We start from the raw sequence: 19,033 nt of genomic DNA, 5'->3' as shown, positions 1-19,033 counted from the left end.
TCACTCAATATGGTCCGTCAGCAGCACTCGAAGGGCCTTTTCGCCGTTCGGACTCGACGGAGACCGACACTTTGCGTACCAGTAGTAACACTCCTCATCGCTCATCCGTGCAACACCTCGAGCCAGCGACCGCATCCGGTCGATACGCTGGATCGGCTTCACGCCACGGAAGGCAACAGCAAGCCGTACGCCTGCTGTCTCGGGTAGGAACACGAATCCAGCCCCCCCAGTGAGAACTTCTGATGAATCTCCTGGCGTGCCCTCAATCGCCTCCCGGACGACGTCCTGGAGCGCACGTACGCGGGTCGGGTCAAGCCGTGCGACCTTTGCGCCGGCCCACTCATCCCACGTCCAACCATCGAGCTTGGAAAGGAGGTCGTCGCCAGCGATGTCCGAGACGAGATCCTCGACTGGTGTGATACTCAGCGAACGACCATCTCGCTCTAGGCGATCGCGGCGGGCTTCAGCCTGTTCACGAGGGAGTAGTTCGTGGAGCGTCCACTCGCCGCCACCGTCTGTCTCTCGTCGGACGAGCGTGAACGTCGGGCGGCCACCGAACATACTCGTCCCGTAGCGAACCAGCCGATCCTCCTCTGTTCCCTCAGCGGGTGAGGTCTCAAATTCCGAACCGCGACTCGCCATCAGACCGTCACCTCCGAGCTCGCCTGAATCGGGCCACGCCCTTCGACCCGGACGTCGATGTTGCCCGCATCGAGGTCATTATCGAGGGCAGCGAGGAGGTCGTCACCCTCGTTTGTGATCGGTTCGGGCTCGTCAAACTGGAAGCGGAACTGGATGGTCTCTCGATCATCGCCAAACGAGCCGGGCTGGTCGATCACGTCCCGGAATCGGCTCGGTGAGCCTGTGAATTCTGCACTGTACGTCCCGTCGTCAGTCCGGGTTTCGTACTGCATTCGGACCGTCACCGAGTCTTCACGGGCTTTGAATCCGGGGCGCTGGCTGACGAACTTGGCCGCCTGGAAGGGATCGTCCCCACCGACTTGGATAGTCACTTCTTCGATCAGCGGCGTCCGGTCAGTCCCGGCCTTCGATTCCGCATCTCGACGGACTTCCGAGAACGCCCGCGAAGCGGACATCATCTTCTTGCTCGCCTCCCAGGATTCCTCGGGCTGGCACTCCTGGCATCGACCTCGTTCGTCCAGCAGCTGCACGCTAGCGACCTCTTTGCCACAGGAGCTACAGGTCGTATCGGACTGGTGTTCCTCACAGTAGTAGGGTTCGCTGCCTTCTGGGTTTTCAACCTCCGCCCCACACTCAGCACAAGTGGCAACCGTCTGTTCTGGCCGGTCGATTTCGTCGAGGTGGTCGTCGACGAGCGCGTCGATCTCTCGATAAACGACGAAGGCGCCCCCGATCTGGACATCGCTGTCCCGAATCGAGGTCTCGATATCGGGGGATTCCGCGAACGGTTCCGGGTGGGGCCACGTCGACGGCTCTGTCGTCCCAGCCCAGTACGCCGCCCCAGACTCGCCATCCCAGTATGCGTACCCGTGGTCACTAACGAGAGAGGAGACAGTCTCTCGAATCGGTTTCGTGCTGAAGAGGTAATCCAATCCCGGCTTCTTCGCGTATTGGTTGACCAGCGCTTCGGTGGACATAGCGTCCTGGGTCTGTTGCCAGAGTTTCTGTTGGACGTGGGCCGACCCACGAGCGCCGGCGTCGCGTTTCACGATCTTATCCTCGAGCGTTGTCTGGACAGCGTCAACCAGTGTCGTCCCGCCGTTGGATTCGGTCACACCGATAGTGATGTGGGTAAGCCCGTCCCGGTCAGGGTAGTAGAGGTGCCGGTAGACGTTCCGAACGAGCTCTCCGAGCATCAGCTGTGCCTCGTCGCTCCGTTCTCGAAGCTCCTCGATTTGTTCCGAGGAGAGGTCGGATTTCTGTTCAGGGCTATCAAGCAGAGCCTCGATAGCCTCGAGACGCCGAGCTTCGTCGATTGCCGCATCCATTCGATCAGTGTCAGGGGCGAGGAACAGAGCGTAGTTCTTGTAGATTCGCGTCTCAGTCTCTCCCTCGTGTTTTGCGGCTTGCTGCTCGTAGAGCTGAGTCACCCGAGTCGGCGGCGTATCGCCGCCGTCTTCGACAGCAGCGGTGTCCGGATGCATCACCGCGAGCTTCGGGGTATCCGGGGTATCCGGTAAGTCCGCCGGCGATTCAGGGAACTCCACCGGCTGGAAGCCACCATCGCCGATTTCCTTCGAAGTGAGACGGTTCTCGAAACGCGAATGAGCACTCGCTTCGGGGGTAGACTCGATCCGCTGGTCGATAATTCGGATCAGGTTTGGTTCTTGCTTGAATCGGAGGCGCTCTTCCTCGTAGAGGAAGTAACACGCGACGTCCATATCGTCGCCCCGGAGTGCGGATAGTGCGGCATCGTAGTCGTCGAAATTCAGATCGGGATGGCCGATAGCGAGGTTCAGATCGGCGTGAGTTAGGCCTGCGGCCTGTTCACCGTATGCGAGGCTGTGCCAGAGAACTGTCGTCGTCAGATGGGTACCGAGAGGCGGTAGGCCGTTTTCGGTCCATTTCCGGTCCTCAAGCTGGGCGTGCGCGGTACCATCGTCGTCGTAGATGTCGGCGGTCACTGCGGGGCCGAGATCGACGAAGTCGAATAGGCGCTCACGAAGGATCGTCTGAATACCCCCGCCAGGATCATCGTCGGCGACTGTGAGGTCGTAGATCCGGATCCAGTGGCGATCGTAACTGTCGGGCTGGTGATTCCAGAGGTAGTAGACAGCTCGTGCAAGTAAGCGGAGGGCGTCACGAGTGCGCTGGAATCGAGGGATCGTATCGATCTTGTCCGTGAGAGCGTCGATTAAGGAGGGATGGAAGGGGTATTCGCGAGCGAGGACATCCACGTAGCCAGCGTCGGTGGCTTCCTGTGGATACTGCCGGTCTTCCTGATCATAGAATTGGAAGTATGAGTCAGCGGCTTCGCTCGCGGCGTTTTCTGGAACTTCCGAAAAGAGTCGGTGCTGAAGGACTTGTCCGATCTCGTTTTCGTCGGTCGGTGTGACCGTCTTGTGCTGCCGCCGGCCGATCTCGTTGACCTCCTCAATATGATCACGGACGCCATCACGAACCCGGTCAGCCTGCTCACCAAACGCCGTATCCGCGATAGAGTAGACGACCGTGACGTGCTCCGACTCGGCAGCCGCTTCGAGGAGCGCCATCACGAACGAAAGCGTCTGATCGGCGAGCGTCTTGTCGCCGACAGGCGTGCCCGCGGCTTTGTTCATGTAGTCGGCGATTTCGTCGATCAGAATGAGGGCCGGCTGGTCGTGCTGAGCGAAGAGTTTCGAGAGAGTCCCCTCACCGGGGGCGTCCCGGTCTTGGTCGTAGTCCTTGAGGTACTCGTAGCCATCGAGCCCGTAGAGCTGGTACGCGAGTTCACCCCACATCGTCCGGGTATTCGGGGCATCCGGATCGTCGTCGGCGTGACGGGCATCTTTGCTGTCAGCTTTTGTGCCGATGAAGACCCCCGTCGCGATGTTGAGGCCCTCGGCTACCGCATTCTGGTAGTCAGCTGCAAGTTCCACATCACTGTCTAGCAGGTAGTGCGAGAGGCCGTCAATATTGGCAGGGTTCTCAGCAAGATGGTACGAGGCGATGAGGTCATGCGTTTTTCCACCACCGAATCGCGTGTCGAGACAGAGAATACTCGAAGTATATGACCCCGGGTCATACTCTGTCGTCGCCAAGAAACGGCCTGTGAGATTGGAGAGCAGCGTACGGAGCCCCTCCGTGGGATAAGTCATATCGTAGAACGAGTCGGGGTCTCGATAGACTGGTGCTGCCTTCTCAGGGTTGTGGACGACAGTCGAGAGTTTCGCAGCAAACTGTTCCTCCTGGAGTGAGCCGTCTAAGACATCATCTCGTGGCTGACAGCTTTCAAGAAGAGATGGATATTTGCTATTCATGGAATCCGTGCACCAGTAATAAATCCTTCAGATGTCGTAGCTGAGGACTTCTCCTGTAGTTCTAATTGATTAAATGTCGATGTTCTTGATGCACAATTAGTCACAGATTTCCACAGAATCAGACCCAATTTCAGGCCAGAAGGTGTCGTCCGTCCGGCACACTTACAGGGCTCTTTGTTCATCTGTATTCCGGATGGAAACAGCTCCCAAGAAGAACTCACTAGTCTCTTACCATGGGAATTTAGCATAGTTTAGTACATGTGTCATTGCACACCTCAAATGGCTTTCGCTAATACTTGTTAGTTTGCTCGTTGATATTTTTTATTAACGGGTAGATTATTGTCAGCGAATGATTCGCCCTGTAAGTTACTCACACTCTTTTTTAAAAAGTGTCGCGGGATACCGGTCTACGAAATGGGAGGTTCCCGTCGGGATCTGAGCGGTAATCAGATGATCTCTCAAAAAATGTCCTCTGAATCCGGTCACCATTATGAGTGATTCTAAACCGACACCGCCTGGAGAAGCTAACACCCAGACTATTTACGATACCTGCGAACCTCGTCAAGATGTTCTTACCGGAGAGCTCGCGGAAGACCAATTCGCAGCCAGTCTCGCGGACGTCGCCCATAGCGATGATGCCCCCATTGTCTACGCTGACACCCAACTCTTCTTCGAGAAAACCTACCCCACTAGCGGTCTGCAGGAGCTTCTCACGCGTCTCGCAACCCGTTTCGTCGGCGCACATAACGACGACTACACCGGCACGAACGGCATTCTCCGACTCGACACCAGCTTCGGTGGCGGGAAAACCCACAACCAGATCGCCGCGTATCACCTCGCAGAATCGCCGAGTGCTGTTCCCGACCTGTCTGACTTCATCCTCAACCAAGAAATCGCCGATGAGTATACAGACGCCGCTGCACTCGGCCTCGACGTCAACTCGGCCGTCTTCGTGGGCACACACGTCGACGCCGAGGATGCTCGCTCGAACTACGACGACCCTGACGCCCCCGCGACGAAGACGATGTGGGGAGAAATGGCCTACCAGCTGTTCGGGCGGGAAGGCTACGAGTTCCTGCGCGAAAACGACGAGAATCGAACGCCTCCAGGAACAACCAAACTCGAACGGCTCTTCGAGCGGAACGACAATCCGTCGCTCATCCTCATTGACGAGATTGCCGCATATCTCGAGCAAGCTGCCGCTGTCGAAATCGGGGATTCGACGCTCGCGAAGCAGACGAATACCTTCCTGATGTCGCTGCTGTCCGCGACGCAGAACAACGACAAGATCACTGTTGTCCTCAGTATCGCAGACACCGCCTTCGCCGACCAAGCCGAAGACGTCCGTGGTCTCGTCTCCGAGACCATCTCTGAGTTCAACAGTATCAGCGACCGTGTCGAGGGCTCCATCACGCCGACGGAGGACAACGAAATTGCCGCTGTCCTGCGACACCGCTTGTTCGAGAGCGTCGCGGAAGATGGGCGCGATACGACTGTTGCTGCCTATATGTCCCTCTACACGGGTGATCGGGACTCCTTCCCCGACAGTGCGGCTAACCCGGAACACCGAGACCGCCTCGAAGACAGCTACCCGATTCATCCGACGGTCATCGATACACTCACAGAGGAACTGGACTCCCTCCCGTCGTTCCAGCGCACTCGTGGTGCGCTCAAGCTGCTCTCCCGCGCAGTCTACCGCCTCTGGCAGCACCAGAGCGACTACCAAGAACGCCACTTTGTCCGTCTGTTCGATATGTATCCCTCCGATGGGGACGTTCGTTCGACGCTTCTCCGACTGTTCTCGTCGGTCGACATGGACTTCGAGGCCGCGATCAAAGCCGACATCTTCTCGGAAGATGGCACGGCGAACGCAGAGGAAGAGGACCGGAATTGGGTCAAGAACGGACACCCCCCACTCGGAACACATCTGACGACGGCAATCCTCTGGAAAAGCATCGTGAAGGGCGCCGACGGGCGCGGCACTACACGCCGGCCTCTTCGACACGCGATTGCAAACACCGAAGTCGAGCTTGCGCACTACGACGACGCGCTCAATAACCTCCTTGGAGAGGGACGTCGGTCTGCGTGTTTCTACCTGCACGGAGACAACGGTGAGAAGATCCAGTTCAAGTCAGAGCCGAACCTCACGAAACTCATCGATTCCGTCGTCGAGCAACTGCAAGACGGGCTCGCCCGACGGCATCTCGAGGAAGCCCTTGACGAGGCACTCGGTCAGGGCAGTCTGAATGTGATTGTCGGACCGGAGGAGCCACACGAGATCCCGGATACGGCCGACGAAGCGCATCTGTGCGTGATGGACTTCGATACGGTCACCATCACAGACTACGAGACCGTCCCCGAGGCAATCCAAACGCTATTCAAGAATACAGCATCGTCGAGTGGCGGACAGAAAACGCCACGGGTGTTCAAGAACAACGTCGTCTTCCTCGCGGCGAGCGCGAACGACGTGACCGACGCGAAGCGGACCGCAGAGCGCGTCGCCGCCATCAAACACATCCAGAATAATCTCGGCGACCAGTACGAGCTCAACACCGAACAGCAGGACAAGCTCGGTGAACGCCTCGATAGCGCGAAGGGAACGCTCGATCAGGACATCAAAAAGGCGTATACGCATCTCTACTTCCCGACTGGAGATGGCCTGGCTCATCGGAACGTCACCACCGACAGCACCATCCATCAGAGTGTCATCGAGAAGCTCGATGAAGCAGGCGCGATCATCCCCGAAGGAGAGGACGCCTACGGTGTTGACTGGTTCGAGGCGACGATCTGGAACGTCGGCTCGACCTCGATGACGACGAGAGCGATCGAAGAACAGTTCGGGAAACGCCAGGATGCGGAGATTCTCCTGTCACCCATCCCACTGCGAAAAACGATCGCCCAGCTCGTCCGTGAAGACGGGTACGCCTACTGGGACGAGGAGCAGAAGACCGGGTACTACACGCCCGAGACGACGCTCACTGCAACCGATCACGAACTCGACGACGCGAAGAATCTGCACGCGGGCCTCAGCTATCAGGACGTGAAGCTCTCGCAGTCGCACACACTCTACACCTCGCTCGATGAGCTGGTCGACGACGTCGGGAGTGAGATCGACTGGGAGGAACCCGACGAAGACGAAGAGCAAGAGGACGAGACTACTGACGACGATGATGAGGAGACTGGCGGCAGTAGTGGCGGCGGTTCAGGTGGCGATGACGAACCTGAGCCGTTCAGTAAACTCATCGAAGTTCGCACCTCTGAGCCCGCACACGTCTCTCGGGCCCTGCAGGAAATGCGGGCTGACATCGCGGATGAGCTTACCAGCGCTCGCGAGGAGTATGACGGACACCCTGACGAACTAACGCCCATCGTCGAAGGCGTCTGGATCCATCTGGACGGGGCTGATGCGTGGAAGGGCGCGTGGTTCACTGCGAACAAACTCAGCAACGATGAGGACTTCGCAGAGGACACGACGATGGACTTCGATTATGAGGCCAACGACGGAGCCGACTCGAAGTCGGAGTTCGAAGTCGATTTCAATGGACGCCCGGAGGTCTTCGCAAGCCACCTCCGATTCAACATGGAGCCGGAAGATCTCGCGAATCCGGATGGTGGTCGTACCGCTGAAGCCGAGTTCGCGATTGAGTTCGACGAGGGCGATGACCGTCTCTATGGCGACACCTTCGACCACCTGGACGAGCTCCTCGCGGTCGACAACGCGTTCACCGTCACGATGCACACGCAGATCCGTGTGATCGAATCCAGCGAGGTGACCCAAGTATGAGCCAGGGCATCGCCGAGGGGAATTCGTTCGCCTTCACCACCGGCGCGTACGGGAATCGACCGACGTTCGTGTTGACGCGTGATCGGGTCGACGACCAGCACGAAATTACGCTCTACGAGCTGGCGCCCCGTGATATCGCGACGGCTCGACGAGAACGGTTCGAGAGAGTACAAAAAGCAGTAAGCGTCTCAGTACGTGAACTGGAGGAGGCCATTATCGGCGATCGTTCCCCGTCCGAACTCCCCGGGGCAGATGACGCGGCGTACGATTGGGACGACTGGTGTGCGATTCGTATCGCGACGTTACGCGGCGGGGCGTTCAACGAGGTGAGTTTCCTTATCGAATCCACCTTCCGGGAGCTGAGTCTTGATCCTGAGACCGTCTGTACAGGCGACCCCGCAAGCGTCAGTCTCCCCGAAGCGGCCGGGGTTCGACTTTCGATCGCGTTCCGTGCGATGAAGCCGATGCGACGTCGAGACCGTCTCCGTGAAGTCGCAAAGGGAATCGACCAGATGAGCCTGGGTGAATGCTACTACTGGCACGCCAAGGCTCGCTCGCCGTCCTCGCCCAGCGGTACGAAAGCACTTCGCGTTCTGCTCGCTGATCATCTTAAATAATAATGTCTGAGAACAATTCCGCACCCGATAGTATAGAGCAAGAAGCACCCGACAATGTAGCAATTGAATCCCGACTGCCTCTAACAGCAATTGACATTGAAAGTCAAAAAGACATGAAGTCAGGTCGTTATCATGCACTAAGAGGCCTCCACAAATGGTTTGCTGGAAGGCCTACCCCTGCGGCCAGACTTTCTGTTTTGGCATCTGCTTACCCTGGCCAAATAGAGGCCGACAAACTCCTCAAGATTATGCGATTCGGACCAAAAGCGATGGAAGAAGGGATCTCTGACTATATACAAGAGAAATTCGCACAAGATCGGAACGGAAAAACAATCGATGAACACTACGGATATCCTAATCCGAATACGATCTCCCCAACCGAGGTTCAACTCTCAAATTTCCACGAGGAAGTCAAAGAAGCGTGGGGAGGTGACCTACCGACTCTTCTCGATCCGACCGCTGGACGAGGGATTATCCCATTCGAATCGATTCGATATGGATTTCCGACGATTTCAAACGAGCTCAATCCAGTACCGTCGCTGATTATTAAGGCAGGAGTGGAGTACGCCCCAGAAGTAGGCTCGCTAGAAGAAGACGTAGAAAAATGGGGAGAGAAGATTCATAAAGAAGCTAAAAGATCAATTGAAAAGTACTATCCGACAAATTCTGAAGAACGCACCATTCTGAGCTGTGCGTGTACATACATTATTAGATGTGACTCCTGCGGTGGAGACATTCCACTAGTATCGAAGTGGTGGTTGAATCAAAGTTCAAAGGGGGGAGCTGCTGTCCGACCAAAGTACGAAAATGGAAGTGTTGAGTACGAATTCGTCGATATGGACAGAACACCTAAGTCGGAATATGACCCGGCCAATGCACCTGTTTCTCGGGGAGACGCAGAATGTCCCTTCTGTGGAGTAGTTACAGAAGAGAAGCAAATACGCAACAAAATCCATGATGGGGATTTCGAGTACAGTGTATATGGTGTAAATTATGAAGATGCAAGCGGTGATCGGAAATACCGAGCCGGAGATGAAGTTGACAATCAGGGAATGAAAAAAGCGGCGGAGCGGGTCGAAACAGACTTCGCCATGCTGGATTTTCTCTCTGAGCCAGTCGAACACGGATTAAATACATCGCAAATCAAACGGTATGGCATTGACCAGTGGCAGGACATTTTCATCCCCCGCCAACTGGTTGTGCATTATGAATACCATCAAGCGTATGAAAAGTTCAAAGATGAGATTCAGAGGGAATACTCTGAAAGGAGATCTAAAGCGATATTAACTATTCTAACACTTGGTGCTAGTAGGGCATTTAGCTTCAATTCTCGTCTTTCACAGTGGTACGATTCTCGGGGGTATCCTGACCCACTATTTACCGACAATAATTATGCAATCAAGAAAATGTTCGGGGACAATAATTTGTCGGCTCCGAGAAGGGGATATGTGCAGAGTTTATCACATGTTTTGGATTCCTATGAGGAATTGGCCACATATGATGTGTCAGGTGATCTTGAAACTCACTCGATAGACGCTGCATCACTTAATACCGAGATATCTAAAGGGGATGTCGATATTGCAGTAGTTGACCCTCCGTACTATAGTAGTATCATGTATGCCGAGCTCTCAGAGGCATATTACGTACTTCAAAAAAGATATTTAAAAGACATATTCCCAGACCTGTTCAGCTCTACTCTCCCGAATAAGGATGATGAAGCAGTAGCTAATCCATCCAGATTCAACGAGATCGCCGGTGATAATGAATCAAAGAAGGAGTTAGCAAACCAATTCTATGAAGATAAAATGAATGATATTTTTTCAGAAATTCATAGATTACTAAGTGGAAACGGGATCATGACGGTCATGTTTACACATCGGGATATGGATGCCTGGGATACCCTAACTACTGCTCTAATTGATGCTGGGTTCGTTATTTCAGCAACACATCCCATCAAGACAGAGAAGACAGACCGTGTAGGACTCCAAGGAAAATCTAGCGCCGACAGCTCCATCCTATTGGTCGCTCGAAAAACAAGTGAGACCTCCTCCGATGAGTCGACGTTATGGGAGAATATTGCGCGCGATATCGAATCTCTTGCAGAAGAAGAGACAGAGAAAATTCTCAATTCAGAGTATAATATTTCGAAGACAGACACCGCAATTGCAGTATATGGTCCTACGCTTCAACGATTTGCAGAAGCCCATCCAGTAGTTAATAAGAAAGGTGAATCGATTAGGCCCCGAAAGGCGCTGACAGAAGCCCGTAAAGCGGTCACAAGTGTGATCGCAGAGAAATTCCTTAATACAAAAGGGTTTGAACAGCTGGATGCGTTGACTCGTTGGTACATCCTCGCATGGTTAATCTACGAAAACGATACGATACCATATGATGAAGGACGGCAATTAGGAGTAGCCGCAGGAGTCGACATTGACGATATAAAACGTTCCACGAAATTATGGCGAGGAGGAACCGAAGTCACCCTCCAAGGTTATCAGGACAGAGTTCAGGATATTATTCTGCTACAGGACGATAGCGTTGATAATCCATCCTCCAGAAAATATCCAGTAAATCCCACAGACACGAGGTTCACGTATACGATCGATCTAGTACATTCTGCGCTTCACGTATATGATCGTGACGGCCCCAGAGCAGCGTGGAAATGGCTTACAGAGCGGAATTTGAAATCCAACGACGAATTTAAAGTTGCAATTACTGCACTACTGGAAGTACTGCCAGAAGACGAAGATATGTATGAAGTTCTGACCAATTTGATCTCAGGTGAGACAGGAGACTATCTCGATATAAATGTTGATCATATCGATATGTCTGGTTTAGAGAGGCAGACTTCCTTAGAAGAACACGACAAATGACCCTCAGGGACGCCTCATGGGAGCCGGTGTACGAGAGCGAGTTCCAGACCAACCGGACGCTTATGGAGACGTTCTACCGGCCATTCCTCAACGAGATCATCCGCTACGACCGGCTCGCCGGCTATCTGAGTCTGCGTAGTCTGGCGGACGCTCTCGAAGGGGTTGACTCCCTCCTCGAGACTGATGGAACAGTACGTGTCATCGCTGGAGCCGACCTCCAGAAGCGCGAGAAGGGAGCGATGTTCCCTGATGCAGATGAACCCCTGGAACCGTGGGTTCAGTCCCAACTCACCATCATCGCGACCCTCCTCGACCGCGGCGACCTCCAAATCAAGGTCGGTGACCCCAAAGGCGGTGACGGGATCTTCCACCCGAAGCTCGGCATCGGTGTCGATCGCGAGGGCAACAAGATCAGCTTTGAGGGGAGTATCAACGAGACGCTCAGTGCGTGGCAGTACAACTACGAACGCTTCAAAGTTCATCGCTCCTGGAGCCGCGGCGAGGCGAAGTATGTCGAGGAAGACGTTTCGACGTTCAACGCACTCTGGAACGGCTTCCACCCCTCCGTCGATGTCTTCGAGCTCGACGAAGCTGCCCGCCAGGACCTTATCGACTGGAAGGACACCGATGGAATGCTCGAGGAACACGTCGAGCGCGTCAAGAATCACGACCCCCAGACGACGGTGCCCGAAGACGATACCGCCGGTGTGGTCTCGATCGCCGGACGGACACCAGGAGGAATCCACCTCGCAGAGGAGATCAGTACTGTCACGCCCTGGCCCCATCAGCGAACGATCTCCGATACCGCGGTCAGTATCTACCCGAACAACCTCCTGTTCTGTGACGAGGTGGGGCTCGGCAAAACCATCGAAGCAGGCCTGACGCTCTCACGGCTGATGCAGGTCGGGGAGGCTGAGCAGGCGCTGTTTCTGGTTCCTGCAGGGTTGGTTCAGCAGTGGCAGAATGAACTCCTCGACCGCTTCAATATCCACGCCTACTATCACGAACGGTCCTACGACGGCGATTACATGATCGGCCCTCTCGGAGACGCAGAGGGTCACCGTATCCCCACATCCGGAGCGATCGACGCCGACGCGTGGGAGAACACGCCGATTGGTTCGTTCGTTACGGATAGAGATGAGTCAACCGTCGTGATCGAGTCGTGGCATACCGCCCGCCGCGAGGGCAATCAGGGACACGTCGCCCCACGCATCGACGAGAACGTGTGGGATCTCACAGTCGTCGACGAGGCACACAGTGCTCGCGAGGAGACGAAACTCTACGACTTGCTCGGACAGGCCGAAGAGGCCTCCCGGTGTCTCTACGCTCTCACGGCGACGCCCATGCAGCTGAATGTTGGCGAGCTCTACGATCTCCTTCGACTATGCGATCTCCCAGAGGGTTGGGACGACAAGGACCGATTCGTCGAGTTCTTCGAAACACGGCAGGCACTCGAGGACAGCCTCAGTACCGTCGGCTCTCGGTATCAGAATATAGCCGATGGACAGCAACAGGTTCTCCAACAGTTCCAGAAAGAGCTCGATCTGGAGGAGGACGAAGGCCGACCAAGAATTGAACGGTTCGGGAAACTCATTCACGAACATCTCACGTCGAATCCCGGCTACGACGAGCAGGCGAAGGCGCTAGTCGAGGCGACGGACACGGAGTCAATTCAGCAGCGGAAAGCCCTCGAGAAACTCGTCGGCGTGCGCGAAACCTCACCCCGATTTGACGATCCGCGCTCGCTCATTTTCGACTGTGGGCCAACGGAGTGGAGCGCACTAGTGGAGGCTTCTCAGTGGGCGACACCGGTTCAGTCCCGCATCTTCCGGAATACTCGAGCGGTATTGGAGCAGTGTCAGGATCTCGAGCTGCTCGACGATACGGTTCCGACTCGGGATGTCGAGACAAAACGTATCGAGCTGGGTGACGCAGCCCCGCTGTACGATCAGGTAGAGCAGTATATTGATGAGACGTATAAGCAGTCGCAGAAAGTCCTGACAGGGAAGGAGAAACTCGCGTTGGGCTTCGTGATGACCACGTATCGTCAGCGCCTGACGAGCAGTCTACACGCCATCAAGCAGAGCCTCCAGCGCCGGATGGAGAAGCTCGACGAGAAGGTTGAGGACATGACCGAGGAGGTCTCCGAGCTTAGTAGGGACGCCGGAGTGACGGAGGCGACCATCGACGAGGCGATCGGCCAAGCATCCCTCGACGCCTATCAGCCAAGTAGTCGTGGTGCCGCCGACGTGATTCAGGCGGAGCGGACGGCCCTCCAAGAGTTCGTGGACGATCTCAGGCAGGCCCATACCGACCCGAAGGTAGCGCAGTTGCGCCGCGACATTCGCTCGCTCCGTCAGAGCGCCCGTGATAACATCATCATCTTCACACAATATCACGATACCCTCGAGCATATCCGTGAGACCCTGACAGACACACATCCGAACGTCGGTACGTACAGTGGTGGTGGCGGGATGCAGTACGACGAAACATCCGGAGAGTGGGTGAACGTCGGTAAAGAGGCGATCAAGCGCGATTTCACTGACGGGGACACCAATATCCTGATCTGTACAGACAGCGCGAGTGAGGGGCTGAACCTCCAGACTGCAGATGCGCTGATCAATTTCGATCTGCCGTGGAATCCGATGCGGGTTGAACAACGCATCGGTCGAATCGACCGTATTGGCCAGAAGAACGAGGTCGTGAAGATCATCAACTACGCCTACAAGGACAGCATCGACGGCGACATCTATGAGGAACTGGAGGGACGGTTACAGCTGTTCGAGAACGTGGTTGGGCCGATGCGTCCGGTACTGAACAGCATCGAACAGGACATCAAAGACGCTGTTATGGGTAGTTCCGGGTCTGATGACACTAGAGAGCCCAGTGAACAAGTCGTCGAAGAAGCGGACTCACGGGCAAAACGTGCCCAGGAGAAAGCCGAGGAGACCGGGCTAGCAGGTGAGCCAGAAGAGGTGTCGACGAAAGAGGCGATAATCGAAAGTTCCGGACTTGACGGGTGGGAACCCTATTGCTATCCCGCATTCGATGAGATCGGGACCGGTGATCGGTCGTATGAACCGTTGGTGAGCTTAGAGACGATCGAGATACAGCTTACGCAAAGCGACCGCCTCGAAGAGACAGACTGGTCGTTTACTGCCCTCCGGAACCATGCCCGCGCCGACGACTACGAAGATATCGTCGACGATGCATACGTTCTGGAACTGCCGGAGGAGGGTGCAGTAGCAATGCCGGAGTCGCTCGGAGAGACAGCTCAGGCAGAGCTTGGAGGGGGTAGCGGTGTTGTTGTGACGTTCAAGCCAGAGATTGCTGAGCAGTTCCCGTCAATTCGGCTGCTCCTACCTGGAGATCCACTATTCGAAGCGCTCGTCCGCGAAGCTGCTCCAGCAGAAGTTGATAATGTCGAGTTCGTCTGTGGCCAATATGGAGAAAGTGGATCTTCAGTTACTCGAAGTAGCCGGGTTGCTGATGCAAAACAGGCGGCTGTTGTAGAGCCCGCAGTAACGAGTGAAAGAGAGATTAATCTACTAGGGGGGTCGAATCCAATAACAGATATCGACGATGCTGAGCAGATTGTTCTAAATTGGTTGTCGCAATTTTAGCAAAGTAAATAGGTAATAATCAACGGTCACTATGTAAAATTATATCTGCATATTCGTTACGTAATCGAGATTGTTTGAGTACTATTATATTAATTTGAGCAGATACAGGCCTGCTTGACAAACACACTAGTTTCCAATATAGCTGTCCTACGTATCACAACATAGTTTGGCTTACCAGTACACGGGAGATGGCCGTATTCATGCCACCTACACATGAAAGCACACTCACCGAGCGTGATTTCGAACGACTACTTCAAGCCACCCACCGAATGAACGATACCAATGCAAGTTTGGAGGCTCATGCTATCATCCTTATTGGTGGCCGTTTAGGACTTCGCCCAGGCGAACTCACGCATCTCTCTGGAGAGTGGATCGATTGGCAACGGGAGATGATTCGAATTCCAAACCATCATTCCTGTAATAAGGGACGCAACGGCGGCTTGTGTGGCTACTGCCGTCAAGCGGTTAGTCAACAATCAGACTCGGCTAAAGAATATGCAAAACTCAGTAAAAAATACTGGCAACCAAAAACATCAGCAGCAGCTCGTGCTGTGCCTTTTCATTTTTCGTCTCGAGTCCATATTGCATTAGAGTTTTTAGATGAGGAACACGGAGGGTGGCCGTATTCATTATCTACACTTCAACGTCGACTCAATAGCGCGCTTGAACATGCTCCAAAATTACAGTCAAATACAACATCACCGCATGGGCTTAGAGCAACGGCAGCTTCCTATCACGCTGGTCGTGGATTAGATATGACTGCGCTTCGAGCAATGTTTGGCTGGAAAGATTTGGAAACTGCTCAACAATATTTGAATGTAGATGGTGCTATGACTCGCCGAGCTCTTACTAGTATTCATTGACGGTATGACCTGTGGTGTTTAGTTAGTAGCATTGTGTCAACGAGCGAAGCCTAGAAGCCATGATTCTGCGGTTTCCGGTTCAACGTGGCTGAAGCAATTCGAGAACGACAAGGTTCGACGCTTTAGTACTCGACCCACACTCTAATCCGGATGAATTGGTGAAACGGTGGTGGGGGTCTTGAGGTATTCGTGACCATATTCGGGCTAACCGACCATCCGAATATCTGGATCGACCACGAGAATATCGTGGTTACTCTCCTGGGGCGAGTTCCTGAGAGATGTGTAATGTCTCCAGTCTTCCGAGATAGCTATCCTCAACTCCTCAAATCGAGTGTTGACCACTCTCCCGTTATGAGTCAAGTATCCTTCCGGCTGAATTAATTCCTGAAACACTGGTGGGTGTCTTGTAGATTTGTCTGAGCTCGCCCCTCCCCGGCTCGAAATAGAATTCGTGAACTCCTGACGACACTCTCGCTACATTGGTGAAACAGTGGTGTGTGTCTTCAGACTGCCATCGATCTGTGGGGGCCACACATCACGTTTGCAAGTGAAGAACGGAGATGTGGTACTATTACCGAATCTCGAGCAGTTTCACTTGCAGTAGTGGTGTGTTGTTCGGGCTACTCACCCGTGACTCTCATTTGATGCACTGCACTTGCAATTACGGTATGTCTCTCGCCTTAATCTCTCAGACTCTTACCAAAATCATGGCCAGATTAGACAGGAACTGTTAGGTAAGAACATGGGTAGCTGATACGCTGTAGGAGCGGTCCGTGCTGAACAGTCCGGCAAGCACGTGTGAGCGGCAGCGACAGTATCACGGCCAGGTGGTCAAACTGCCCTACATTTCCCGTGCTTACAGCGGCACTCCGGGGTGCATACTGCTCCGCCCATGCTCCGCATCCAAAATGGATGGCGGTGAGCACACATAGTGTCGAATCTCGTCTCACTATTCAAATTAACGGCTCTGTTGTAACTCTCAGTAGTTGATAATTTTCTACGCTCACTCGTTCAGTACAGGGTAAGCGATTACCGAAGCGATTATCCATCTATCCGAAATGTGCCAAGAACCGCCTGCTGAATATAGAGGATGTACTCAGCAAGCGGGTGTCGTTCGTTCCATTCCTTGAGCTAGTAAAAAACCGATAAGTAGGAGTGCCGATAGATTTACTGGGTATTTCATACGGGTCGTTATCCTTCGATACAACATTGTACTTCACACAGAATCAAGCTGTAAGCAACGTGCTATACGAACCTTGTCTAGCTACATACTCAGTTCATCATTCAGTTTTTGGGCGTTCCGTCGGAGCCGATCAGACTTGACCCAGTAGCTGGCGTGCCACGTCGTAATCACCCATAGATCCTCTGACTCAATACGGTATAAACCGCTGTATGCACCTTTCTCGAGTTTCGGATGATAGCTATCAATCACAGGCGAATCCTCTGAATACGCCTCGATCTTATCTTCCGGGTTATCTAGATAATCCCACACCGTCTTCCAACCATCCTTCCCAACGCAAACCAACACTTTCGGCTCGACAACATCGAATATTTCTTCAGCAAACCTTTCCCTCGCCTCCGACTTACTCGGTCCTCCCAGCCCGCTGATGTATCCATCGTCCGGAGTCGCCAGCTTATACATCCAAGTATAACAGACATCCCCAAAGAAGCCATCCAGCGGAGAGTCCTCGCTGCAGTCCAAGTAATCCTCCAAACTCCCAGATCCGTCCATCAAATCCAGTTCGCTGCGAAGACCGTCAATCAAATCACTGAACATATTGTCCCGATGGGTCAGGAACCCGTCCAGATTCGCAGCCACCTTCGCCGCTTTCCATTCTAGATCGGCGCCGACCTCGTGCTGACGTCCATACTCACCATCCGTGAACGTAGAAAGACTAAGCGAGTTCTGCATCCCAGGGTTCAACGTCGCCATCATTACATCCTGACCGCAGGTAGGAGTAACCCGGTAGAAAGCCTCCAAAGGAAGCTCTTCGTCCCCGAGGAACTCCCGAACGTCTTCTTCCTCAGTGATCCGCCCATGGGTGAAGGCGTTGACCTGTTCAAAGTATTTCTCTGGATCTATGACGCCGCTGCTTTCTAGTTTTGCGATGTAGTCTTGGGCCAGTTCCTTGTGGAATTCCCGGGCGTCTTTGTCGAAAGCTGTCATCTATCGGGGTGACCTTTCGAGACTTCGTTATTTAACGTACCGCTAAAACAAGGGGAAGCATGTCTCGCTCAGTACCGTTGCGATCCCTCATTCCCTGAAAAGTGTAATAAGTATCGTAACCGGTCAACAGGATGCCCAACTAATGATTGTGGACAGGCTCATATGAAAACAAGTCATCCATCAAATCCATCCTCTGAGGTTGTATTCTGTGCGTTCAGCATCTTCGAGAAGAGTGAGGAGATCCCTCTCAGGCCCCAAACTGGCGGCTTGTTAACTTATCAGGAAGTACTAAGTGTTACCCGATCTGCGACCCGAACTGCAAATCTTCCGCGAAAAACTCGGGCAAAGACCCGACTTGCCAAAGCACAGCAACGAATATTGCATCCATATCCTCCCGCATAGCACGCTCGAGCGGGGTGTCTTTGAACGTACGCGCGTACTGCGCTGCGAGGCCAAATGCGAACATGAGCGCGAAACCCAGCACGTTCTCCTCAAGGATATCAACGTGCTCCATCTCTCTCTGCGGCGTCTTAATCGAAGTGGGGTGTGCGCCGAAATCGCTGAGCCGCCCAATTAACGCATCGAGCGACTCATACTCATCGGTGAGCGTGCCGAGGAGATGCCGTCGAAGCCCGTCCACATAATCTGCGAACGGGAGAGGGTCAAACGGGCCATACTCGTTCTCTCGGATTTCGGACCGCGCATCCTGGAATTTCTGTTTCGTCTTCTCTTGCTTCCGGTTCATCTCTCTTACGACAAGGTACAATTCGAGGAGTACACGGATCCGTGAGTATGCCGTGCTGTAGTGGTGGTATTTCGCGGAATGATATACTGAGAAGAGCGCTCTGACTCCTCTACGGAGATAGAACATCTGCATTTTGTGTTCGTCGCCGATGACATCGCCGTGCACGTGCCGTAGGCCGGTGTCAGTATCGTGGAGATTCTGCGTGGCCGTGAGAAGTACTCGAGCGTACTCGCCGTGCGGGTGGTTCAGGTCGGAGTAGTCCTCGGCGACTTCCTCGTGGAGGGCTTCAATGGCTTCAAAATCGTATTGACTCCACATGCAGGATGTATTCGTAGTATGTCGTGTCCCGGTATAAGGATGAGTGTGTCACTTTAAGTTATGTTTCGAACAGAGAGTCAGTTTTATCCTGTCCTGTCTTCG

9 protein-coding genes and 1 pseudogene are annotated in these 19,033 nt (G+C 54.0%); 5 read left to right on the top strand and 5 right to left on the bottom strand.

Annotated elements, in window-relative coordinates; genetic code table 11:
- Complete coding sequence (locus tag ACZ5YD_RS00460) at positions 1 to 642, bottom strand: DUF7680 family protein (protein WP_004594464.1); 642 nt, start codon at positions 640 to 642, stop codon at positions 1 to 3.
- Entirely contained in the window at positions 642 to 3,941 is a 3,300-nt protein-coding gene (locus ACZ5YD_RS00455) for an ATP-binding protein (protein ID WP_379739443.1), read from the bottom strand. The genes ACZ5YD_RS00460 and ACZ5YD_RS00455 overlap by 1 nt, the downstream gene beginning before the upstream one ends.
- 490 nt (positions 3,942 to 4,431) lie before the next feature.
- Here ACZ5YD_RS00455 and ACZ5YD_RS00450 point away from each other — a divergent pair, with 490 nt between their 5' ends.
- From ACZ5YD_RS00450 to ACZ5YD_RS00430, 5 genes are all read left to right on the top strand, one after another.
- Entirely contained in the window at positions 4,432 to 7,725 is a 3,294-nt protein-coding gene (locus ACZ5YD_RS00450; protein ID WP_379739446.1) for an ATP-binding protein, read from the top strand.
- Positions 7,722 to 8,342 carry a DUF7680 family protein gene (locus ACZ5YD_RS00445; RefSeq protein WP_379739449.1) on the top strand — a complete coding sequence of 207 codons (621 nt, stop codon included), beginning with the start codon at positions 7,722 to 7,724 and terminating at the stop codon, positions 8,340 to 8,342. Before ACZ5YD_RS00450 ends, ACZ5YD_RS00445 begins: the two co-directional genes overlap by 4 nt.
- 2 nt (positions 8,343 to 8,344) lie before the next feature.
- A complete protein-coding gene (locus tag ACZ5YD_RS00440; RefSeq protein ID WP_379739452.1) occupies positions 8,345 to 11,215 on the top strand; it encodes a DUF1156 domain-containing protein in 2,871 nt (956 codons plus the stop codon).
- Positions 11,212 to 14,838, top strand: a complete 3,627-nt coding sequence (locus ACZ5YD_RS00435) for a DEAD/DEAH box helicase (protein WP_379739455.1) — start codon at positions 11,212 to 11,214, stop codon at positions 14,836 to 14,838. Before ACZ5YD_RS00440 ends, ACZ5YD_RS00435 begins: the two co-directional genes overlap by 4 nt.
- A gap of 200 nt (positions 14,839 to 15,038) precedes the next feature.
- Positions 15,039 to 15,701, top strand: a complete 663-nt coding sequence (locus tag ACZ5YD_RS00430; protein WP_379739458.1) for a tyrosine-type recombinase/integrase — start codon at positions 15,039 to 15,041, stop codon at positions 15,699 to 15,701.
- 36 nt (positions 15,702 to 15,737) lie between these two features.
- Here ACZ5YD_RS00430 and ACZ5YD_RS00425 read toward each other — a convergent pair.
- The 3 genes and pseudogenes from ACZ5YD_RS00425 to ACZ5YD_RS00415 all read right to left on the bottom strand — a co-directional run.
- Positions 15,738 to 15,833, bottom strand: a pseudogene (locus ACZ5YD_RS00425) (IS6 family transposase); the annotation flags it as partial.
- A gap of 1,132 nt (positions 15,834 to 16,965) precedes the next feature.
- Positions 16,966 to 17,868: a hypothetical protein gene (locus tag ACZ5YD_RS00420; RefSeq protein WP_379739462.1), complete on the bottom strand. Its 903-nt coding sequence runs from the start codon at positions 17,866 to 17,868 to the stop codon at positions 16,966 to 16,968.
- Positions 17,869 to 18,163: 295 nt separating this feature from the next.
- Entirely contained in the window at positions 18,164 to 18,931 is a 768-nt protein-coding gene (locus ACZ5YD_RS00415; protein ID WP_379739465.1) for a hypothetical protein, read from the bottom strand.
- Between the last annotated feature and the right edge of the window lie 102 nt (positions 18,932 to 19,033).

Source organism: Halopenitus salinus, assembly GCF_055397165.1.
Note: the sequence above shows the minus strand (reverse complement) of the source record. Positions and strands in the feature narration are given on the sequence as shown.